Genomic DNA, 22,443 nt, shown 5'->3' with positions numbered 1-22,443 from the left:
AAACGGTGATTCCTTGTTAAATGCCAAAGGGGCTGTGCCAGGTCTTTATGACCGGAGCACAGCCCTTTTTCTCGATGGAGCATCTAATATTAGATTGGAAGGATTACAGATGTAAGGACCGCGGTGCGCCGCGTCTTTGGTAAAATACATAAACCAGGTATCCGACCACAGCTGGCAGGATAATGTATAGAACTCCAACCGCGATATTGGAGACCTGCCCCATCATAATCAGGCTGAGCCCCATTAGAATGCTGTCAAATATAATGTGGGTGAACATAACCGTGATGAAGCCGCGGCGAAGGAAGATGAAGCTGAATAGGAGTCCGATAAAGGCCAGCTCAATGGGCCTGGAAACAACCGGGTAAATCGGATACAGGGTGTGCCCGAAAGCCCAGATCAGCGAAGAGATCAAGGCGGCTATCCAGGTGCTGCGGAATATCTTTTTCAGCATCGGAATTCCAAACAGCCGGTACACAGCTTCCTCACCGATCCCGGCTGTCCAAGCCACCAGGGGAAACAGCCACGGGTATAACATGTTATAAGTGGACTGTGTGGCATCTGTGGTGGACCAAGAATGAATACTGCTTTCGAGTGCCACGAAGATGACGGATTGGGCTCCCAGGATCACGAAGGCCCAGGCGTAGCCCTCTATCATGGAGCTGAGCACGTGGCTGCCATACTTGGGCTCACGGGGGTGCACCCACATGGAGTAACCCAGCTTCCGCCACAGCCCGTCTCCTGCGACTAGTGAGAAGTACACGGATGCGGAGACCATGATCGTGAACAAGCATTGAACGGTCAGCAGCACGGCAAGTGCAGTTTTGGACAGGTGTTGGGCTTGCAGGACCGGCATTAGATTAATGACGGAGATTACATTAACCGCAAAGTAGAAAACCGAAAGGAACGCACCTCTTTTAAAAGAAGCAAACGGCCGGGTGCGGGCACTGTACACGATGGCAAGAATACCGAGCACAAACGAGAGCAGGGCATAACCGCCAAAGTAGAGCCAGTTGGCCAGCCGCTTCTGGGCACTTACGTAAGCTTCATGGGATTCAGGTACGCTAAAAGCGGACTCCAAGGAGGCGACTTGGCCATATTCATACTGGAAGCGAAGCTCGGCCTGAGCCTCCCCGATCTTATAATTCATAATCTTGTAGGTTAAGCCCGGATCAGTTTCATTGCTGATCAGAACCAGCTCACGCGCCCGGTAGCCCATTTGTTCCAGAAAAGGGATGGCCAGCTTCTGCTTGTCCGCCAACGACAGATTGCCTTCAAGCTGACGAAGCGTCTGTGCGGCGGTTGCGGCATTATGCTCAAGAAGCACACTGCGGTCCTTCCGGGAATACAGCTGTACAGCCTCAAAGCCCGTAACCTTACCGCTCGTCATATGAACATCCACATTAAGCAGCTTCATAAAGGAAGCTGGATTCTCGAAGCTGACGCGGTAGACGTCATAAGGAAACTGTTTTTCATATTTAGTGTTATAGTCGGTCAGCAGGCCTGATTTGGATAAGTACCCGTATAAGTCGGAGTCCGACTCATAGGTAACCAGAGGTTTGCCCGCCTCCTGCAGGCCGCTGAGACCCAGTGCATCGGCAGCAAATTGCTCTGCCGACAAGGCGGCTTGGTCTTTGCTGATCAGCTGGCCGCTAGGCTCCTGCTGGCCATTTTGAGAGTTCGTAAGCGGCAGCACCTGAATGTACAAGAAGATGGCAAGTCCTATCACCGCCATAATCCATAGTGTCTTATTGTTGGTTGGCAGCTTCAATGCTGGCCCTTCGGCTTTCATAAGTATGCTCCTTTGGTTTATATTAGTATGTATATAATTTTGAGATTCTGAACTCAAGTAAAGATAACATAATTGCAATTCTTAATGAAGAGGTGAAAAGATTGAGGTACAGGCTGCCTAAGTTCTCCCCTCCCCAAATTCTAGTGCTTGGCTTCGCTGCTATTATTATGCTTGGCACCTTGCTGCTTATGCTACCTATTTCAAATGTGGGTGGCAAATCACTGGAATTTATCAATGCGCTCTTTACGGCGACTTCGGCGACCTGCGTTACTGGCCTGGTCGTAAAAGACACGGGGCTTGATTTCACTACCTTTGGTCAGGTAGTCATCATGGTTCTTATTCAGGTGGGCGGACTTGGTTTTATGACCATGGCGACCCTGTTCTCCATGGTATTCAAACGTAAAATTTCATTGAAAGACCGCCTTCTGCTCCAAGAGGCGATGAACCAGAATACGATGGAGGGGATCGTCCGGCTGATCCGCAAGGTGCTGACTTACTCGATCGTTATTGAGTTGTGTGCCGCGATCATTTACAGCATCCGCTGGGCGTTTGACATGCCGCTGGGCCGTGCGGTCTATTATGGCCTGTTTCATGCGGTATCCATGTTCAACAATGCGGGTTTTGACTTGTTCGGGGGTTACCGGAGCCTTACGATGTTCGTTGATGATCCGGTGGTTAATCTGGTTACGATGTTTCTTATCGTATCCGGGGGTATTGGTTTCATTGTAATTTCAGATTTAGCAGGCTTCCGCAAAAACCGCAAGAAATGGAAGCTGTCCCTTCATTCCAAGGTTGTTCTCTCCATGACTGCCGCACTTATAGTACTTGGAACTGTGGTCATATTTATATTCGAGTATACAAATCCAAAGACATTGGAGCCCTTAGGGTGGGGCGGCAAAATTTGGGGCTCCCTGTTTCAATCCGTTACACCAAGAACGGCGGGGGCCAACACGCTGGATATTGGCTCATTAAGACAGGCTACACAGTTCTTTATTATTATATTAATGTTTATCGGAGCTTCACCGGGCTCCACCGGAGGCGGAATCAAGACGACCACCTTTACGATTCTTGTTGGTGCGGTGCTGTCGATGATCCGTGGAAGGGAAGAGGTTGTGCTGTACCGCTACCGTCTGGCTCAGGAACGGATTCATAAAGCGATTACGGTGACGATGTTTGCGCTCTTTTTCATTATCGCGGTAACCATGGTGCTGACCGCTACTGAGGATGCCAGCTTTCTTAGCATCCTGTTCGAAACGACTTCGGCATTTGGAACCGTAGGACTTTCCATGGGGATTACGGGTAAGCTGACGGTACTGGGCAAGGCGCTGATTTCTCTGACCATGTTCGCGGGCAGGCTTGGACTGCTGACTATGGCCTATGCGCTCGGCCCGAAGAAAGAGAAGGAGCTGTACCGCCATCCTGAAGGGAAAATGATTATTGGGTAAGGAGATGCAGAACTGCATATGGAAAATCAACAGTTTGTAGTGATTGGACTTGGCCGGTTCGGCTCAAGCCTGGCAAGGGAATTGGTGGACCTCGGGTATGAAGTGCTTGGGGTGGACCGAAACGAAGAAGTGGTATACAACATGAGTGAGGTTCTGACCCACACGGTTGTTGCGGATGCGACGGACGAGGAGATGTTAAGGTCCTTAGGAATCCGCAATTTCGACTGTGGTATCGTTGCGATCGGGGATGACATTCAGATGAGCATTCTAGCGACCATTCTCCTGAAGGAAATGGGAATTAAGACGGTCGTGTCCAAAGCCATCTCCACCCTGCATGGCCGGGCACTTGAGAAGCTCGGAGTGGATAAGGTGGTTTATCCGGAGAGGGACATGGGGGTCCGGATCGCTCATCAGCTTGTCAATCCGAATCTTGTAGACTATATTGAGCTGTCCAAGGATTACAGCATTGTGGAGCTGAAGGTGCCCCATACCCTGGACGGGAAGACCTTAAACGAGCTGAATGCCAGGGCAAGATTCGGCTGCAGCGTCGTGGCGATCCAGAGGGAGAGCGGCTGCATTATTGCGCCGACAGCCATGGATCAGATTCATACGGGTGATATCATGGTGATCATCGGTTCCAATGAGAACATTGAGGAATTCGAGCAATCGGTTAACAGCGAAGAGTAGATTCTTCTGCCGGTGCGCTGATTTCGTATGAGTCACACGGACAGCGCACCAGAGAGGGCTTTTTTCATTTCATCGATCCACTGCCGGGTTTCGCTGGACAGATCGGTCTTCTGGCCAAAGATCAGGCAGGTCCTTCTCCGTGTCTGCTCCAGCTCCTTCATCGGAATGGTAACCACTTCATTCTTGTCGAGCAGGGGGGTTCGGAGATACGATTTAGGAAGCAGGGCCGCTGCCTTACAGGTCGGAAGCAGCCGGACAATCGCTTCGAACGAGTCGATTTCCATCCGGATATCCGGAATGACATTGTATCTTGCGAACAGATCATCAATAACCCGCCGATACCAAGTGCCCTTGGAGAAAATAATCATCGGCTGCAGATTCAGATCCTCCATTGTAATACGCTTCACCTGAAGCAGGTCATGCTGGCTTGGAACCACAAGCTCCAGGTGGTCCTCGAACAAGGGAATACACAGCAGACCGGGTTCATCAATAGAAGAGGCGACGACGCCGAAGTCGACCTTCTTGTCGCGCACATGGGAGACAATCTCATGGGTTTTGCCCGTGACGAGCTTAAGCTCCGTATCCGGGTACTTGTTCATGAGCGCTTTAACAAGAGGCGGCAGTGTGGTCTGAATGGTGGTCAGGCTGGCGCCCAGCGTCAGCACGCTCCGCTCCGCCTGCTTGTACCTGGAGATGGACTGCAGGAACTGCAGGTGCCTCTGACGCTGCTCCAGCGCGTAGGTGTACACCAGCTGCCCTGTGCGGGTGAGCTCCAGGCGCTTGCCGTTGCGGTTGAAGAGCTTGACCCCAAGCTCTTCCTCCAGCTTGGATATTTTGCGGGACAAGGCAGGCTGGGACAGGTTCAGCAGCTTTGAAGCTTTATTCAGACTGGATTGTTCCACCACAGTGATATAGACAAGCAGATCATCGTACAACAGAACTCCTCCTTATGCGTTATTTGCATAACATTTAATAATTATATTGCAATTCCATTATAAGCTCAAAAGGAGTAACATAAAAACTGACACAAGTTGTTCACATGGAATCGGTCAGTCATAGGTACTGCCGCTTACAAGTGTGGAATGTATCATTTACAAACCGGCCAGAGGGCATGATGAACATGCGCCATGAACGGACAACGATGGATACCGGAAAGGGGTACGCGCAATTATGAAAGGGTTTTATTCCAGAAAACTGCACTCGCTGCTGGGTGTCATTCCGTTAGGATTCTTCATTCTGGAACACATGCTTACAAATTTCTCCGCTGTAGAGGGCGGAGCGCAGGGGTTCAAGGATAGTGTTGCTTTCCTGAACGGGCTGCCACTCGTGTTGATTCTTGAGATTTTTGGTATTTTCCTGCCGCTATTGTATCATGCGGTCTACGGGCTTTACATTGCGTTTCAAGCGAAGCCAAATAACGGAAGATTCCGGAACGAACGGAACCTGCGTTATCTTCTTCAGCGTGTGACGGGTGTCATTGTTTTAGTATTTGTCATTTGGCATCTTTACGAGACGCGCTTTCAGGTGGCGGTTGGAAATGTGACTCACGAACAGCTCGGAAGTGTTATGCACGACATTGTGCTTAACCCGGTATTCTTTATTTTGTATGTAATTGGTGTTTTGTCTGCATCGTTCCACTTTGCCAACGGCCTGTGGTCTTTCCTTGTCAGCTGGGGGGTAACCGTTGGACCTCGTGCCCAGCGTGTGTCTTCCAAGATCTGCATGGGTCTGTTTGTGATCGTATCAATTATGTTCGTATGGTCGCTCTTTGCATTCCGTAATGCGGAATTCCAGGCGGGCGGCGAAGCTATGCTTCAGACCCTGAGAACATTCATCGGATAAATAAGGAGTGACGATAGATTATGGCTAAACAAAGTATTGTCATTGTCGGCGGCGGTCTTGCCGGCTTGATGGCTACCATTAAAGCGGCGGAAGCGGGCGTTCATGTAACCCTGTTCTCGCTTGTACCCGTCAAACGGTCACACTCCGTCTGCGCACAAGGTGGAATTAACGGAGCGGTAAATACCAAAGGGGAGGGTGACTCGCCTTGGGAGCACTTTGATGACACCGTGTATGGCGGTGACTTTCTGGCGAATCAGCCGCCGGTTAAGGCGATGTGCGAAGCCGCGCCTGGCATTATCCACTTGATGGACCGGATGGGCGTAATGTTCAACCGGACACCGGAAGGTCTGCTTGATTTCCGCCGGTTCGGGGGAACTAAGCGCCACCGTACAGCATTTGCGGGCGCTACTACCGGACAGCAGCTGCTGTACGCCCTCGATGAGCAGGTGCGCCGTTATGAAGCTGCTGGTCTCGTAACGAAGCATGAGAACTGGGAGTTTCTTTCGGCAGTCATTGATGATGAAGGCGTATGCCGGGGGATTTGCGCACAGGATCTTCGCTCCATGGAGATTAAGACCTTTATGTCGGATGCGGTGATTCTGGCAACCGGTGGTCCCGGAATTATCTTTGGTAAAACCACGAACTCTGTTATCAATACGGGTACGGCTGCGAGTGCTGTATACCAGCAGGGCGTGTATTATGCGAACGGAGAATTCATTCAGATTCACCCGACGGCGATTCCAGGGGATGACAAGCTTCGCCTGATGTCCGAATCCGCACGTGGTGAGGGCGGACGTATCTGGACTTACAAAGACGGGAAGCCTTGGTACTTCCTTGAGGAAAAATATCCGGCATACGGAAATCTGGTACCGCGTGATATCGCAACCCGTGAAATCTTCCACGTCTGTGTGGACGAGAAGCTTGGAATTAACGGAGAGAACATGGTATATCTTGACCTTTCCCACAAAGATCCGAAGGAGCTTGATGTGAAGCTGGGCGGTATCATTGAAATCTATGAGAAATTCATGGGTGATGATCCGCGTAAGATTCCGATGAAGATCTTCCCTGCGGTCCACTATTCCATGGGCGGCATGTGGGTCGATTACAACCAAATGACGAACATTCCAGGACTGTTCGCAGCCGGTGAATGTGAGTATCAGTACCACGGGGCCAACCGTCTGGGAGCGAACTCACTGGTGTCCGCGATCTTCGGCGGGATGCAGGCCGGACCGAAGGCCGTTGAATATATCCGTGGATTGAAGAAGTCCGCCGAGGATATCAGTCCTTCGGTATACGATAGCGTCAAGAAGCAGCAGGAAGACAAATACAAGAAGATACTTGGCATGAGCGGTTCAGAGAACGCTTATGTCATTCATAAAGAGCTTGGCGAGTGGATGACCGACAATATGACGGTTGTACGCTACAACAGCAAGCTGGAAGCTACAATCAATAAGATCAAGGAACTGAAAGAACGCTATAAGAACATTAACATCAACGATGTTTCCAACTGGAACAACAGCGGAGCGGCGTTTACCCGTCAGCTGTGGAACATGCTTGAGCTGGCCGAGGCTATGACACTTGGAGCGCTCCTGCGCAACGAGAGCCGCGGTGCACATTACAAGCCGGATTTCCCTAATCGTAACGACGAGGAATTCTTGAAGACTACGAAAGCTGCATGGACGCCGGAAGGACCGCAAATCTCTTATGAAGACGTGGATGTCTCCTTAATCCCGCCGCGCGTTCGAGACTATTCTAAGGATTAATAGGAGGGGAAATAGGCGATGGCGCAGACAACAGCAGCAAAAAAAGTGAAGTTTATAATCACACGCCAAGATCAGCCGGACTCGGCTTCCTACACCGAAGAGTTCGAGTTACCGTACCGTCCTGGCATGAACGTAATTAGTGCGCTGATGGAAATTCAGCGTAACCCGGTGAACAACAGCGGGAAGCAGACGACCCCGGTATGTTGGGAATCCAACTGTCTGGAAGAAGTGTGCGGTGCCTGCTCCATGGTGATCAACGGCAAGCCGCGCCAAGCTTGTGCGGCGCTGATTGACAAGCTGGAGCAGCCGATCCGGGTTGAACCCATGAAGACCTTCCCGGTCGTTCGCGACCTGGTTATTGACCGCAGCCGGATGTTTAATGCTTTGAAACGTGTGAAGGCATGGATTCCGATTGACGGAACTTATGATCTCGGACCAGGGCCGCGGATGCCTGAGAAGAAGCGGCAGTGGGCATACGAGCTGTCCAAGTGTATGACTTGCGGCGTATGTCTTGAAGCTTGCCCGAATGTAAATGAGAAGACGAACTTTATCGGTCCGGCTGCGATCTCGCAGGTTCGCTTGTTCAATGCTCACCCAACGGGTGAGATGAACAAGGAAGAGCGTCTTGAAGCGTTGATGGAGGACGGCGGTATTGAAGGCTGCGGGAACTCGCAGAACTGTGTGCGTTCCTGTCCGAAGGGCATTCCGCTTACGACTTCCATTGCGGAGATGAACAAACAGACAACCAAACACATGTTCAAACGCTGGCTCAGCGTATAAGAATAAGAGAATTATAGCGGTACAGGGGAAGCTCCTGTGCCGCTATTTTTTGTGCTCAATTAGGGAGATGCGGACACTTTAGTTATGTGATGAGGGCTGACAGATTGCTATTGTGCGAGGGCGGCAGGCCCGGGTATTTAAGATTTTCCAGTTAATTCCGATATAAATAAAAGGTATGCCTTTAGGTGGAAGTAAGAAATACATACGTACTCCCAGGAGAGAAAATGCTTGTGATAGGGGGATCATACCTTGAGGTTAAAGCTGGCCCATCTGTTGACCGCCTTGACTTTGGTGGTTTTGCTGTTGATGGCTCAGGGCGCTCTGGCTCCCGTTGATCATTATGTTCAGGACAAGATCATGCAGCAGCGTGGAAGCACCGATACCCGAATTGTTATTATCGGTATGGATGACCAAAGCCTTCATGAGCTGGGGCAGTGGCCGTGGAGCCGCAGTGTTCACGCCCAGCTCATTGATACGTTGTCTCAAGGCAAGCCCGCGGTTATTGCATTTGACGTGACCTTTGCAGAGAATGCAAGGGACCTCTCTGGGGATGAACAGCTGGTGAAATCTGTGAGGAAATCTGGCAACGTGGTTATGCCTACGTTTGGGCAGTTCGCCTCATCTGCCAAGAGGGGCATACCGGAGGCACAGAACATGTCAGCCCCTTTTCCCTCGCTTGGACAGGCTGCGGCTGCACTTGGGCATATCAATGCGGTTTATGACAATGATCAGGTGGTCCGCAAGTCGCTATATCAATTCACCTATCAGGGAAAAGTTCAAAGCAGTTTCGCGTGGGAGATCTACCGGATGTACATGCGGCATGAAGGACAGCAAGCAGATGAGAGCATCCTGCCGCTGGATCCATTCGGAAGGTTTCATATTCCGTACACCGGAAGACCGGGTGATTATGAGGTAATTCCTTATGCCTCAGTAATTCAAGGTGAGGTTCCTCCAGACTATTTCAAAGACCGGATTGTATTGATTGGTCCTTATGCGGCAGGTTTCAAGGATGATTATGCAACTCCGCTTGCCCCCAAGCTTCATATGTACGGTGTGGAGATACACGCTAACATTATTCAGGCACTTTTGAATGGGAAGCTAAAAACTGAATTGGATTGGAAATGGGACGCCGCCCTGCTTCTGATCTTTGCCGTGTGCAGTTGTATTGTGTTCAGCAGAGCCCATCCGGCCATCTCGCTCGGCGCTGTGACAGCTGCCTTGGCAGCTATCTTATATGCCGGCAAGTTACTGTATGCCCAAGGGGTGATTGTCTCAGTCGGATATCTGATGGTCTACCTTATTGTCAGTTTGATATGTGCGGTAGGCTTTAAATATATCCAGGAAAGACTTGAGCGTAAGCGGGTTACTCATATTTTTGGCCGTTATGTTGCGCCGCAGGTTGTGAAGCAGATTCTGCAGAATGGGGAAGAAGGCTTAAAGCTTGGCGGCAGCCGCCGTATTCTTACGGTATTGTTCGTCGATATCCGGGGATTCACTCCCCTGTCCGAACGGGCGGAGCCGGAAGCTATTGTGGAAGTGCTGAATGAGTATCTTGATTTAACGGCGAATTGCATTTTTGAGCAGGATGGGACTTTGGATAAGTTCATTGGTGATGCGGCAATGGCGATTTTTAATGCACCTCTGGAACAGGAGGATCATGCGATGAGAGCGGTACGCGCGGCCTGGATGATGAAGGAAAAGGCTGCGGGGCTCCGGGATAAGCTGATCAGCAAGTATGGTTTCAGTATACAGTTCGGGATTGGGGTTCATACCGGGCCTGCGGTGTTTGGCAATATTGGGTCCAAGACCCGGATGGATTATACCGCTATAGGGGACAGTGTGAATACAGCTGCCAGGCTTGAAGGAGCGGCAGAGCCGGGACAAATTCTGCTCAGTGAAACTACCTATCAAGCTGTGCGGGATCGGGTTCACGCTGCTGGCCTCGGTGAAATCAAGGTGAAAGGCAAGGAGCAAAGACTTCAGATTTACGAGTTGGAGGGTCTTCGTTGAAAATCATGAAGGTGTTATTATCAGTTCTGCTTGTGGCTATTATGATTATGCCTGCCAGCGCATCTGCTAAAGATACGGTCAAAGCTGGGAAGATCACGGCGGTCAGCGGTAAAGCAGAGATTAAGAAGAGCGGTGGGGAGAAGAAGTTTGGAGCTTTTAAGGGCATGGCTGTCTCGCAGGGGGACGTCCTCCTCACCGGCAAAGACGGGCAAGTGGATTTGGATTTGGACAGCGACAAAGAAGTCATTATCGGTCCCGGAACAACGCTGAAGATTAGTCAGCTCGTACAGAGTGTCAACGCTGCTGAGGGCAAGACAAGTCTTAGCTTGGGCGGTGGGCAAATTATGATTAAGATTAAGAAAAAGCTGAAAGGCGACTCCCGCTTCGAGGTTCAGACTCCGACTGCAATCATGGGTGTGATGGGAACGGAGTTCATTGTAGGCTACGAACGTCAGAACACTTACATCGGCGTGCTTGAAGGCAAAGTATCGGTAGCTGGCGGTGACCGGATTGTTTCTCATTATGTAAGCCCGCAGGAACAGCTAAAGCTCGATCAGTCCGGTAAGGGACAAGTAGAGAAGCTGAGTCTTGCTGAGCTGCCGCTCTTCGCTCTTGAGAAGTATAGGGAAGAATTGTCAGCCGGGGAGTCAGGGCCAAGTGTGGACCTGGCATGGATACAGCAGGTGGATAAACAAATTGAGCTTGCGCGGTCCAAATCCAAGGGTGAGCCAGCAGCGGCACAAGCTGAGAAGATGGCTATCTTTGAAGGCTCGGGATATTCAAGTGGGGAGGTGTCCGGCGGTTCTTCCGGAAATCCTGGCAACCCATCTACTCCGGGCCAGCCGCCCGGAAACCCGAATAACGGCGGTGGCAGCGGAGGGAACCCGAACCCAGGCAATGGCGGAGGAGGTACTACACCTCCTGATCCAGTTACTCAGCCGCCTTCCCTTATCGAACAACCGAAAAAGTACGATTGGGATCCAGATCGAATTGTGGATGCCGAGATCAAGGTGAATCTGGCGGGGAACAAGCTGCTGGGTATCCTTAGGACCTCGGGCGGCAATGAAGAGTTAAAGTCTGGTGAAGACTATGAAATTAAAGACGTGAATGGAAATGCGAGTACAGCGATGACGGTTGTAATTAAGAAAGAGTATCTCAAGTCAGCCGGAAAATCGCTAAATCTGTCACTTGAATTCGACCATGGGCATGTGCTGGCTGTGTCGCTAAAGGCCGAAGCGGCCCCGGTTCCGAAGGTGGATATGACCGAGTTCAATAGCAATCCAGACAAGTATATTCCAGACAGACAAACCGTTATTATCCCTTATACTGAGCCGGTGGCGTTCATCTCGGCAGATCCTGTAGAGCAGGTTAAGGCCATAGATTTCAGTGGGCATGTTCAGGGCGTAAGTATAACAGGGAATCAACTCACGGTTCATTTGAACAGCAAATTGGGATTTGGCGACGTCAATACCCTGATGATAAAAGCCAACAGCATCAAGCATATCAAGGCGGATACTATTCAGGACCAGGATGAGCAGGTCCAAGTCAGATTTACCCGGGAGCCGCATGTGGACACGGATACCCTTCTGATTCCAGCAGCTGGTGCCCAGGATCAGACGGTTACTCTGGATGTGTATAACTACGGCCTCAATTTGGGTGACCTAAAATTGGAGGCTTTGGATGGATCTTTATCCATGCCGCCGTCACCGGGTTACGATTATACGATCATCAATACGAACCCCAATTTCATAAGCCTTAAATTCAGCGCGATTTTCACTGCCATGCTTAATAACAGAACTGCACAACAATTTCTCCTAACCATTCCACTCAAGAATGAGGATGGAAGCCTGAGCAGCTATGAACTTAAAGTCACATTTAAGAAACCAACACCATAGCCCTGAGTTTGTTATGTCGGAGGATGATATGAAAAAGAAACTTGTAAGTGTTCTAACAGGTGCATTATTGTACGCAGCGCTGGTTCTTGGTCCAGTGCACGCAGCTGAAGCCTTAAATAGCGTATCAGCAGGATCAGAAGCAAATGCGAAGGCAGGCTCTGTTCCCGCGGTAAGACTGGTTATGAGCGGAATAGCTCATCCTTCAGGAATATCTGTATTAAGTAATGGAAGCCTTGTTATCACGGACTCCGTCAGAGGCCGTTTGACTCTGTGGTCTGCAGGTAGGCTGACGGTTCTGGCTGGGCCTTCAGATGCGGCTCCGGTTTCGGCATCAACAGAGAATCACACGGATAGCGGTTATTACGACGGTCCCGTAGACAAGGCTCTATTCAACCGCCCGACTTACACCGCTGTGGACAGCAAAGGTACGGTATATATCAGTGATACGGGTAACCATGTTATCCGAAAAATCAAGGCGGGCAGGGTGTATACCCTTGCCGGAAGTGGAACAGCCGGTTACAAAGACGGCAAGGATGAGCAGGCAGCGTTCAATGCGCCGGCCGGACTTGCCGTTGACAGCGGAGACAATCTGTATGTTGCCGATACGCTGAATCATGTTATCCGGAAGGTTACGCCAGGCGGCACTGTAAGCACGTATGCTGGCCTCCATGATGAATCCGGCGGCTATCTCGACGGGATCACTTCCAAGGCGCGCTTCAATGAGCCTATGGGACTCGCCTTTGACGGTAACGGGGGATTGTATGTGGCAGACAGCGGAAACCAGCTGATCCGCTTCATCCACTCTGGCACAGTAACCACTTATGCCGGGAAGCCAGGTACCATTGATCCCCAGACCGGTTATGTGCCGGGCCGGTATGCTGACGGGAATAGGGAGCAGGCGGGCTTCAACCGGCCAAGAGGGCTGGCTTATGCCAAGGGGACATTGTTCATTGCCGACAGCTTAAACCACCGCATCCGGGCTGTCAGAACGGATGGCCACGTCATTACAGTCGCAGGAAAGGGCACACCCGGAGATTCGCTCGGGCCTGTACCCGAAGCCAACTTTAACGAACCGACGGGTATAGCCTTTTCCTCCGGAACACTCTATATCACAGATTCACTGAACCACTCGGTCAAGGCGCTGGAGGCAGATCCGCTTCATCTACAGCCTGCGCAAAGTGATATGGACCTGCTGGATGAACTCGACCTTCTGCCGCCCGGCCCTGATGTTCAGGTATGGATGGACGGAGCGCATCTCCAAATGGATGGAGGAGCGAGCGTGTTCGTTACAAGTACCGCTGTCTATGTTCCGGTGCGCCAGCTCTTCACCGGATGGGGAGCTGGGGTGAAGTGGGCTCCGGCAGAGCAGGAAGTCACGGTATCCAAGGGGACCTGGTCTTGCAAGCTCAGGCTAGGCAAGCCAGGCATCTTTTCCAAGAATGGGACTGTATATGTCGAAGCGGAATACCTGCGATCCATACTCGGGATGCAGGTTGTTTATGACCGTGACAGCAATGCGCTGGTCATCAAAAGCTGGAAGGTTTAGGAGACGTGATACAATCACCTCCGCTTCAGGGTAATGATTCTCATGTTTGAGATCCTGAGTGCGGAGGTTTTCTTATGCAAGCAGTTATACTGTGGCTCGATGTGGTTGGGCTTTTGCTTTTGGCGTATATATTTTATCGGATGGATCAGCGGATTACGGGAAGGGTTATTCTGCTCGCTCCGCTGATTATCTATATTGCGCTGTCTTTGGAGGATCTATTGGATCTTATCGATTTTACCAGTGTTCTGGAATCCAGGGCTGCACTGCGGGCTATTATCCTGCTATTTGTTCTGTTCTCGGTGATTTTCTATATTACGTTTATCTTTACCAAAATAGCGCAGTCTGTGAACAAGGAAGTGCAGCTTAAGTCTACGGTCATCCGGATATTCGGGGCCACGGTTACGTGCATCTTATTTTTTACAGTAGTGTACACCTCTATCTTCAAAATATTTGGAGAAAGCTCGTTTTTAGGCGATAATATTGGCAAGGACCTTCTGTCCCAGCTAATATCCTTCTTATATTTCAGTGTGGCCACATTTGCCACCGTAGGTTACGGGGATATCAGACCAGTTGATAACACAGCCCGTCTTGTTGTAGTGATGGAAGTGTTATTCAGCTTTGTAACCGTGGCCTATGCGCTCTCGATGATCGGAGTGTTCCGGCAAATTTTTAAGGAGGAACCCCTTGGCAGCCCGCTGGGGGGCCCTGCCCATGACCCTGTAGAAAATGATGGAGGAAAAGAAGATGACGATGGGATTGAAGAAATTTAATGCCTGTCTTAGTGAGGCTCTATGTTAAGTAAAGATCAGTTGCGTTCGGGCTATCCAGTAATTGAAACCAAGCGCCTTATTCTTCGGGGCATACTTCCCAAAGACGAGATGGACCTGTACGGTTTAATTACAGACCCAGCTGTCTATCCCCATTTAGGTATTCATACCTCGACTGCGCTGTTCCCTTCAAGATTGTACCGTCATTTTGAAGAGGCGAACCGTACTTTAAGCGCACTGCATTTCGCGATAACCAGGCAAGGGGATGACACGGTGGTGGGTCTCTGTTCTCTTCAAAGATGGGACGAGAAGAAGGGGACGGCCATGATCGGTTATTGTGTATCCCCATCCTGCTGGAATACAGGCATCGCGACAGAAGCCGTCAAAGCGATGGTTGAGTTTGGGCTGAACGAGCTGGGTTTGAGACAGATCCGGGGGAGATGTGAGGAAGACAACCATGCCTCGCGGAAGGTGATGCTTAAGTGCGGATTGGTCCGGGATCCCCACGATTCAACAGAATCGGTGTACACACGTCAGCTTCCGGGCCTGATCACATTTATGCTTGAGGCTGATCTTTAACACAGCGTTTATCCTTTGTTACACAATTGAAATATTGCTGTTATTAAACCCTAACAGTAACGGGTTAAGATAAGAACATGACCCCCTTTTGAATATATTAAATAGTTTTGGAACCCGGTGAGTCGGAACTCTAAGGGTTCTCTTTTTTTTGCACATGGGTTGACTTTCATGAATTTTTCAGCCGGTAGCCCTTATAAATGAAGAGCCCCTCTCGAATTAAGAGAAGGGCTCTAAAGACTGATCTCCGGCAGCTGAGGTTACAGCGGAACAGAAATCTTTTGTTTGTTTTTAAAATATACCCACTCCGTGAATCCAATCTCCTTGAGCCGTTTGGCTACGGCATCCCACTCATCCCCTACCCGGAACGGCTTATGAGCGTCCGAACCAAATGTGACTTCAACGCCATAGAACAAGGCTCGTTCAAGAATTGCGTCGGATGGATACCATCCACCGCTGAGTTTGGTTTTCCCTGAGGTATTGATCTCAATCGCGACACGGCACTCGGCAATCGTCCGGAGTGTCTCTTCAATTGCGGATTCTGCCGGGATATCGGAGAAAGCCGGATAATTCCCCTTCATGGCATCGATATGGCCGAGAATCTGAAACATTCCGCTGCGGGCGGACTGGCGGATCAGGCTGTAATACTCTTCCTTGTGTTCAATCCGCTGTTGGTCTGTAAGACCTCTCCAGCGGGTCTTGTTAAATATGCTGCTATTAAATGTGCTGTGCACTGAACCGATAATATAATCAAACGGATAGGAATTAAGTACTTCCCGGTATACTTCGGCATGTTCAGGAAAAAAGTCGGATTCAATACCCAGGAGAACGTCAATCTTCCCCACATATTCATCCTTGAGGCGCAATACTTCGTCCACATAACCGGCGAAATCCTTCTTAGCCATAGCAATACGGGGGAAGGGCTGCTCTTCCGGGCTTCCGAAATAAGGTGTATGGTCACTGATTCCAATGACTTGAAGGCCTGCGGCGAGGCCGGCTTCAATGTAATCCCGAATATTTCCGTCAGCGTGACCGCACCGAAAATGATGGGTGTGCAGATCGAATTTCATTGCGTGTAGGCTCCTTTCAGTACGCAGAAATGTAGGCTATTCCGAGCTGATGAAATGGGTCTCGGGCATTCCTTTCAAATCGTTAAGGAACTGCTGCATGGCCGAGTTGATATATCGGCTGGATTTGTAAATAACGCCAACTGGATGGGTCACCTCAAGCTCAATAATCGGAACAATCTTTAAGGTACCCAGACGGAGCTCTCTGGAAATGGATTGTTTGGAAATGATGGCAGCGCCCAGATTGATTTCAACCATACGCTTCACCTCTTCACTGCTGGAAAGCTCCATGACGACGTTGGGCTCAATCTGATGCTGCTTGAATACATCTTCCACAAACTTTCTTCCGACAGTGTCCGGTGATAAAAGGATCAGGGGAACGCCTTGCAGATCCTGAAGGACAGGGTTCCTTGCCTTTGCCAATGGATGAAGAGGGGATACAACCAGCTCAAATGTATCGTAGTACAGAGCGGAGGCATGGATTTGGGGATTGCGTTCAATCAGATATCCAATCCCCACATCCACGAGTCCGTTCTCTACATTCTGATAGATTTGAGAAGATGGCATGGATTGAATCGTCGTTTTGATCAATGGAAACTGATCTTGAAAGTAAGAGAGGATGCGCGGCAGAATCTGAATGGCAATCGAAGTGGTTGTACCCAGCACAATATGTCCCTGAGGAGTATGTTCCATATCGGACAGCTTTTGCTTCAATTCTTCCACGATATCCATAATCCGTTCCGAGTGCTGTAGAAAGACCTGACCCCGGTCAGTCAAGGTTACCGGCTGATTGCGGTCGACCAGTACGGTTTTGAATTCTTCTTCAAGGCTTTTTATTTGTGCGGATACTGCCGGCTGGGTCAGATTCAGCAGTTCCCCCGCTTTCCGGAAACTTTTTGTTTTGGAGATGGTGATGAGCGTCTCCAATTGACTTATGTTCATCGTACTCCTCCTTAATGCTCACTGCACTTGCTTATCCGTATCAGAGAATTGCAGACTTTTCCTATCATTATAGGCGATTCGGTTCATCAGGGCAATGCACATACAGGCTGGGTACCCAGTAAGAGGCCAGGGTTACTTAAGGAGCATAGTTCCTGGAATTGTGATTTTTTAATGATTTATTTTTAGGAATAAAGTATAATAATAAACAACCAAAAGATGGGACTATTGTTGCGAAAGCAGGACTTCCCAGAGCAAAGGGGCGCATTTACGTGAAGGCAGAAGTGATCAATCCTTTTTTAGAATCCGCGAAGCTTGTTATTGAACAGGTCATTCAAATTTCACCTTCCGCAGGAAGTCTGGGAATCAAGGATGTTGTTCATGTTGATAATCACATTTGGATTCAGGTTGGCATGACGGGACAGCTTAGCGGCAATGTGGTCTTCGGATTGCAAGAGGATGTCGCTTTAAGAATCGTCTCTCTTATGATGGGCGGATTTGTGATCACTGAGATGGATGAAATGGGGACAAGTGCCATTTCGGAGCTTGGCAACATGATCAGCGGCAATGCTAGTACCATTCTGTCTAACCAGGGCTTTACGGTAGATATTACTCCGCCTAGAGTGATCAAGTCACAGAATAGAGAAGACAGCTCAGCAGCCAAGGCACTATTTATACCGCTTACCATTAATGGAGTGGGCGAACTGGATATTCAGGTAATGATCTCGTAGAATAGAACCAGCTACGGCGGCGGATGGAACAGGGGGTTCCATGAGCGCTATAGACCGCCGACTGGGGAAAGGATGCGGGTGATTTGCTCAAAGATAAGATAGTTGTAGTCACAGGGGCTTCCAGCGGCATAGGGGCTTTAACCGCACAAATGCTGTCCGAGCGGGGGGCGGTGGTCATTCTGACGGCCCGTTCCGTGGACAAGCTTCAGAATGTGGGCTCAGCGCTGAAAGGGCCGCATGCGGTAATCCCCATGGATGTCAGCCAGGATGATGATGTCACCAGAGTGATGGACAGTATTATCGGAACCTATGGCCGGATCGATGTCCTGCTTAACAATGCGGGTTACGGCAAATTTGAGTACTGCAAGGATATGCCGCTTAGCGAGTTCGCGGACATGATGAATGTGAACTACATGGGCATCGTGCGCTGTACGAAGTCGGTCCTGCCTCATATGATGAAGGCCGGATCAGGTCAGATTGTGAATGTTGCTTCCATGGCGGGCAAGATCGGGACCTCGAAGTCTACGGCCTACACAGCTACAAAGCATGCCGTGCTCGGGTTCACCAATGCCCTCAGGCCGGAAGTGAAGGAGTACGGGATCACGGTGTCTGCGGTGAATCCCGGTCCGATCGACACTCCGTTCTTCCAGCTTGCTGATCCAGGCGGCGAGTATGTGAAGAATATCGGCTGGTTTATGATGAAGCCAGAGAAGGTGGCCGCGGCAATTGTCTCTGTCATCGAGAGAAGGAAAGCTGAAGTGGATCTTCCTTGGGCCGCAGGAATTGGAATCAGGCTCTATCAGCTGTTCCCGAGGCTTGCGGATAAGCTGAGTTCAAGAATGCTGAATAAGAAATAAATATAAGCTGCAAATAGGTCTTTCGTTTCTCTATATTAAGGGACGGAAGATTTTTTTATTGCTGGCGTAACGCCTAGAAATAAACAGGCTGGGAGCGGCAAACACAGCCATGTAGGGATGCGGTTCGCACGACGGCTCGTACAACCATGTTTAGTCCTAACCCGTATATACATATAAGGAGTTTTTATTATTTAGAAATCGGGAGGAATAACGTGGGTCTGAAGACTTTAGAAATAAAAGAAAAGCCTGCCTGGCTGGAATGGGCCAGTAAGAATGTCAGGCCAATTGGGCTCCATTCTGATCGTGACACGGATCTGGATTTTCTAGAGGAATATGTTGGCGATAAGCGGATCGTGCTTCTTGGAGAGAATGGGCATGGGATTGCTGAGCACAACGAGATTCGGATCAGATTGATCCGCTATTTGCACGAGAGAATGGGCTTTAATGTAGTAGTGTTTGAGAGCGGATTAGCGGATTGCGGGCTTGCTGGAATGGAGCCGGGGGGTTCTCCTGCCGACATCATGAGGAAATCGATATTCAAAGTGTGGAGAAGCGAAGAATTAATCCCGCTGTTCGAACAAATGGTCCATTCTGGTGATCAGAGGTCCTTGATTCTGGCCGGAATGGACCCGCAGCCCTCCTCGGAGCACGGTCTGCTGTCTCAGGTTGTCTCTTCCATGCTCACTGAGCTGGATAGGGGTTTTGTGGAGCGCTTTGAGCATACGGAGAAAGACCTCTTGACCTGCTATACTGAAATCCAGCGGCAGCTTCATTTGGGTGGGTCTAACTCCAAAGATGTAAAACGGGACTTTAAAGCCCGCAAATCCGGGTTTATGGAGATCTATCAGCAAGGGCTTGCCTTGCTAAAGACGCATGAACAAATGTTGATCCGGAATGCAGGTAATGAAAGGTACCATCTTGTGCATAGGAGCATGTATAACCGGATTCATTTTATAAAAATGCTTTCGGGCAGTTCCCGGCAATATATGCGCAGACGAGACCGCTGTATGGCCGACAATCTGGTGTGGCTTGCTGAGGTTTTATATCCGGAGCATAAATTCATCGTTTGGGGTCACAATGGCCATATCTCCAAAAATATGAAGAGCTGGTTCGGCTTCATCTCCATGGGCTCCCTTCTTCCTGAACGTCTCCGCGGGCAGACGTACACTATTGGTCAATACATGAGGGGAGGAACAGCGGCGTCGAATACAAGAGAGGTATATGAAATAACAGAGGCACCCGAGGGGAGTGTAGAATCTATTGTAGGTAATCTCGGGCACCGCTGTGCCTTCTTGGATCTCAGCAGACATCAAATCAATAATGAAGGGAATGAATGGATCTTCAATTATTGCATCAATCTGGATTGGGGAAGAAGTCCATATTATATCCGCCTGAAGGAGCAGTATGACGCAGTAATTGTGGTGAACAATGTGAGACCGCCTAAATACTTGGAGTGATGGCGGGGTTTCATTTGTTGGTATCAAGGGTTTCGCATATAATGGAAATATCGCGCATTTCAGTGAGTGCGGCTGCTTGCACGACATCAACGATAAAGGATGATAACTACATGACTATAAATACATTTGCTTCTATTGGCATCGAGGAAGCTTTGACATCCGTTCTTGCCGAATTCGGGATTTCGGAGCCTTCACCGGTTCAAGCCCAGACCATCCCTGTGGTTCTTGAAGGCAAGGATGTGCTGGCCCAGTCCCAAACCGGAACAGGCAAGACGCTGGCATATCTGCTGCCTATTCTGCAGCGGATTGACCCTGCCGTTAAGTCGGTCCAGGTTGTAATTCTGGCTCCGACCCAAGAGCTCGCTATGCAAATCTTGCGGGAGAGCCAGCGTTATGGGGAACCACTTGGAATCAGCCCTCAGGCTTTAATCGGGGGAGCAGCCATCGGACGCCAGATTGAGAGGCTGAAGCTCCACCCTCAGCTTATCGTAGGAACGCCCGGACGGATCAAGGAATTGCTGGCCATCAAGAAACTGAAGATGCATCATGTCAAAACCTTGGTCGTCGATGAGGTTGATCAGGTCTTCCAGCTAGGTGGAGCAGGTGATGTGGAGCACATTATCCGTGCCGCCCTACGGGACCGCCAGCTGCTGTTTTTGTCAGCAACCGTAAGCCCGGAAATTAAGACGCTTGCTTACCGGGAGATGAGAGAGCCGGTGGAAGTCGGGATTGAACCGGAACAGCGTACCTCCAAGACGCTGGAGCATGTTTATTTTGTAACGGAGGAACGGGACAAGATTGATATGCTGCGCCGGATTGTCCGGACGTACAATGCTCCGAAGGCGATTGTCTTTGTGAATAACACCCAGGATATCGGTGAGGTTGAGGCGAAGATGAACTTTGTCGGCCTGAATGCCCAGGCCCTGTATGGGGATGCGGATAAGACTACCCGCAGCTTGGTGCTGCGCCGGTTCCGGGAAGGCAGCATACAGCTGCTCATCGCCAGTGATGTGGCCGCACGGGGCCTCGATATTGAAGATTTAACTTTAATCATCAATTACGATCCTCCGATTGATTCTGAGCATTATGTTCACCGTTCAGGACGTACCGGGCGGATGGGCCGCAGAGGAACCGCAGTCTCTATCATAACGCCGCGCGAGGAATTTATTATCCGCAAATTTTCGAAAGAGCTTGGCATCAAGTTCCTTCAGCAGGCGCTCTATGGAGGCCGGCTCGTAGATCCTTCTGCCCCTGCCCGTACGGGAGAAGGTCCAAGAAGACCAGCTCAGGGGGCTCCCCGTCCAAGCAGAAGAAGCACTAAGCCGGCTGCTGGAGCGGGGGGAGGAAGTGCTCAGAGCCAGAGTCCAGGACGGGGCCGAAGCAGCGAGACGCCATCGGGTGAACGCAAGGCTGACCGGCACCGGGATCGGAAGAACAAAGGGGCTCCAAAGTGGCTCAAAGATAAACAAAATCCCCGTTCCTAAAGGGAGTATTAATATTTAGCACGAGCACGTAATTAATCGGTTAAGGGGGAAAAGGTTATGGAGCAAACAGTGCCCGTACTGCAGATTGAAGAGCTAAGCGGAGGCTACAGCCTCGGCAAGCCGGTGCTTCATGATATTAACTTCGAGGTCGGAGCCGGAGAAATGGTTGGGCTGATCGGATTGAACGGAGCCGGAAAAAGCACAACAATGAAGCATATCTTGGGTCTGATGACCCCTCATAAAGGGGCCGTGGTGGTAAACGGGAAGACCAAGAATGAGGAACCTCACAGCTATCAGTCCTCACTTGCCTTTGTACCGGAATCCCCGCTTCTGTACGAGGAGTTAACTGTTCGCGAGCATTTGGAGTTCACCGCCCGTGCCTACGGGGTTGAACCTGAGGCTTACCGCGAACGTTCGGAACGTCTGCTTGATCTGTTCCATATGAAGGAGAAGGCGGACAGTCTGTCCATTCATCTCTCCAAAGGAATGAAGCAGAAAGTGATGATTATGAGCGCATTTATCGCCCGCCCGCCGTTATATATTATTGATGAGCCATTCTTAGGGCTCGATCCTCTTGGAATCCGGTCGCTGCTGGATTTCATGATGGAGATGAAAATGGGCGGAGCATCCATTCTGCTGAGCTCCCACATTCTTTCCACTATTGAGAACTATTGTGACCGGTTCATTGTCCTTCACCGCGGAGCTGTAATTGCCCAGGGGACACTGAATGAAATCGCACAACAAGCGGGTCTGCCGGGGGAATCGCTCGAAAATATTTTCTATGCGCTTGTGAAAGGCGGCGTATAAT

General features: G+C 50.2%; 19 protein-coding genes. 15 read left to right on the top strand and 4 right to left on the bottom strand.

The window, feature by feature from the left end:
• Nucleotides 1–103 precede the first annotated feature (103 nt).
• Nucleotides 104–1,789, bottom strand: a complete 1,686-nt coding sequence (locus BN6628_RS19980; RefSeq protein ID WP_068620090.1) for a CPBP family intramembrane glutamic endopeptidase — start codon at nt 1,787–1,789, stop codon at nt 104–106.
• A 101-nt stretch (nt 1,790–1,890) separates the two neighbouring features.
• Here BN6628_RS19980 and BN6628_RS19975 point away from each other — a divergent pair, with 101 nt between their 5' ends.
• Entirely contained in the window at nt 1,891–3,234 is a 1,344-nt protein-coding gene (locus BN6628_RS19975; RefSeq protein WP_068620089.1) for a TrkH family potassium uptake protein, read from the top strand.
• 18 nt (nt 3,235–3,252) lie between these two features.
• Complete coding sequence (locus BN6628_RS19970) at nt 3,253–3,921, top strand: potassium channel family protein (protein ID WP_068620088.1); 669 nt, start codon at nt 3,253–3,255, stop codon at nt 3,919–3,921.
• 32 nt (nt 3,922–3,953) lie between these two features.
• On the opposite strand, the gene BN6628_RS19965 is transcribed toward BN6628_RS19970, so the two are convergent.
• Complete coding sequence (locus BN6628_RS19965) at nt 3,954–4,856, bottom strand: LysR family transcriptional regulator (protein ID WP_068620087.1); 903 nt, start codon at nt 4,854–4,856, stop codon at nt 3,954–3,956.
• Between the two features lie 235 nt (nt 4,857–5,091).
• Here BN6628_RS19965 and BN6628_RS19960 point away from each other — a divergent pair, with 235 nt between their 5' ends.
• From BN6628_RS19960 to BN6628_RS19925, 8 genes are all read left to right on the top strand, one after another.
• On the top strand, nt 5,092–5,763 hold the full coding sequence (locus tag BN6628_RS19960) for a succinate dehydrogenase cytochrome b558 subunit (RefSeq protein ID WP_068620086.1): 672 nt from the start codon (nt 5,092–5,094) through the stop codon (nt 5,761–5,763).
• A 20-nt stretch (nt 5,764–5,783) separates the two neighbouring features.
• The gene (gene sdhA / locus BN6628_RS19955; protein ID WP_068620085.1) at nt 5,784–7,526 is read left to right on the top strand and encodes a succinate dehydrogenase flavoprotein subunit; all 1,743 of its coding nucleotides are present in this window, start codon (nt 5,784–5,786) and stop codon (nt 7,524–7,526) included.
• Nucleotides 7,527–7,544: 18 nt separating this feature from the next.
• A complete protein-coding gene (gene sdhB, locus BN6628_RS19950) occupies nt 7,545–8,306 on the top strand; it encodes a succinate dehydrogenase iron-sulfur subunit (RefSeq protein WP_068620084.1) in 762 nt (253 codons plus the stop codon).
• A 249-nt stretch (nt 8,307–8,555) separates the two neighbouring features.
• Nucleotides 8,556–10,316: a CHASE2 domain-containing protein gene (locus tag BN6628_RS19945; RefSeq protein WP_068620083.1), complete on the top strand. Its 1,761-nt coding sequence runs from the start codon at nt 8,556–8,558 to the stop codon at nt 10,314–10,316.
• A gap of 5 nt (nt 10,317–10,321) precedes the next feature.
• On the top strand, nt 10,322–12,211 hold the full coding sequence (locus BN6628_RS19940; protein ID WP_235847743.1) for a FecR domain-containing protein: 1,890 nt from the start codon (nt 10,322–10,324) through the stop codon (nt 12,209–12,211).
• Nucleotides 12,212–12,239: 28 nt separating this feature from the next.
• Entirely contained in the window at nt 12,240–13,757 is a 1,518-nt protein-coding gene (locus tag BN6628_RS19935) for a stalk domain-containing protein (protein ID WP_068620081.1), read from the top strand.
• Between the two features lie 74 nt (nt 13,758–13,831).
• Nucleotides 13,832–14,527 carry a potassium channel family protein gene (locus tag BN6628_RS19930; RefSeq protein WP_068620080.1) on the top strand — a complete coding sequence of 232 codons (696 nt, stop codon included), beginning with the start codon at nt 13,832–13,834 and terminating at the stop codon, nt 14,525–14,527.
• A gap of 21 nt (nt 14,528–14,548) precedes the next feature.
• Nucleotides 14,549–15,103 carry a GNAT family N-acetyltransferase gene (locus BN6628_RS19925; RefSeq protein ID WP_068620079.1) on the top strand — a complete coding sequence of 185 codons (555 nt, stop codon included), beginning with the start codon at nt 14,549–14,551 and terminating at the stop codon, nt 15,101–15,103.
• 257 nt (nt 15,104–15,360) lie between these two features.
• On the opposite strand, the gene BN6628_RS19920 is transcribed toward BN6628_RS19925, so the two are convergent.
• Nucleotides 15,361–16,170 (bottom strand): histidinol-phosphatase, encoded by an 810-nt coding sequence (locus BN6628_RS19920; protein ID WP_068620078.1) that lies wholly within the window; start codon nt 16,168–16,170, stop codon nt 15,361–15,363.
• A 36-nt stretch (nt 16,171–16,206) separates the two neighbouring features.
• Entirely contained in the window at nt 16,207–17,109 is a 903-nt protein-coding gene (locus BN6628_RS19915) for a LysR family transcriptional regulator (RefSeq protein ID WP_068620077.1), read from the bottom strand.
• Nucleotides 17,110–17,378: 269 nt separating this feature from the next.
• Between BN6628_RS19915 and BN6628_RS19910 the strand changes: the two genes are divergently transcribed.
• The 5 genes from BN6628_RS19910 (at nt 17,379) to BN6628_RS19890 (ending at nt 22,442) form a co-directional block, all read left to right on the top strand.
• Entirely contained in the window at nt 17,379–17,837 is a 459-nt protein-coding gene (locus tag BN6628_RS19910) for a chemotaxis protein CheX (RefSeq protein WP_068620076.1), read from the top strand.
• 83 nt (nt 17,838–17,920) lie between these two features.
• On the top strand, nt 17,921–18,694 hold the full coding sequence (locus tag BN6628_RS19905; protein ID WP_068620075.1) for an SDR family NAD(P)-dependent oxidoreductase: 774 nt from the start codon (nt 17,921–17,923) through the stop codon (nt 18,692–18,694).
• Nucleotides 18,695–18,906: 212 nt separating this feature from the next.
• Nucleotides 18,907–20,151, top strand: coding sequence for an erythromycin esterase family protein (locus BN6628_RS19900; protein WP_068620074.1), 1,245 nt, complete (start codon nt 18,907–18,909; stop codon nt 20,149–20,151).
• Between the two features lie 110 nt (nt 20,152–20,261).
• The gene (locus BN6628_RS19895) at nt 20,262–21,635 is read left to right on the top strand and encodes a DEAD/DEAH box helicase (protein ID WP_068620073.1); all 1,374 of its coding nucleotides are present in this window, start codon (nt 20,262–20,264) and stop codon (nt 21,633–21,635) included.
• 57 nt (nt 21,636–21,692) lie between these two features.
• Nucleotides 21,693–22,442: an ABC transporter ATP-binding protein gene (locus BN6628_RS19890; RefSeq protein ID WP_068620072.1), complete on the top strand. Its 750-nt coding sequence runs from the start codon at nt 21,693–21,695 to the stop codon at nt 22,440–22,442.
• Nucleotide 22,443 lies beyond the last annotated feature (1 nt).

It is taken from the genome of Paenibacillus tuaregi (assembly GCF_900086655.1).
Lineage (GTDB): Bacteria > Bacillota > Bacilli > Paenibacillales > Paenibacillaceae > Fontibacillus > Fontibacillus tuaregi.
The sequence above is the reverse complement of the archived record's forward strand: the minus strand, read 5'-3'. Positions and strand labels throughout refer to the sequence as shown.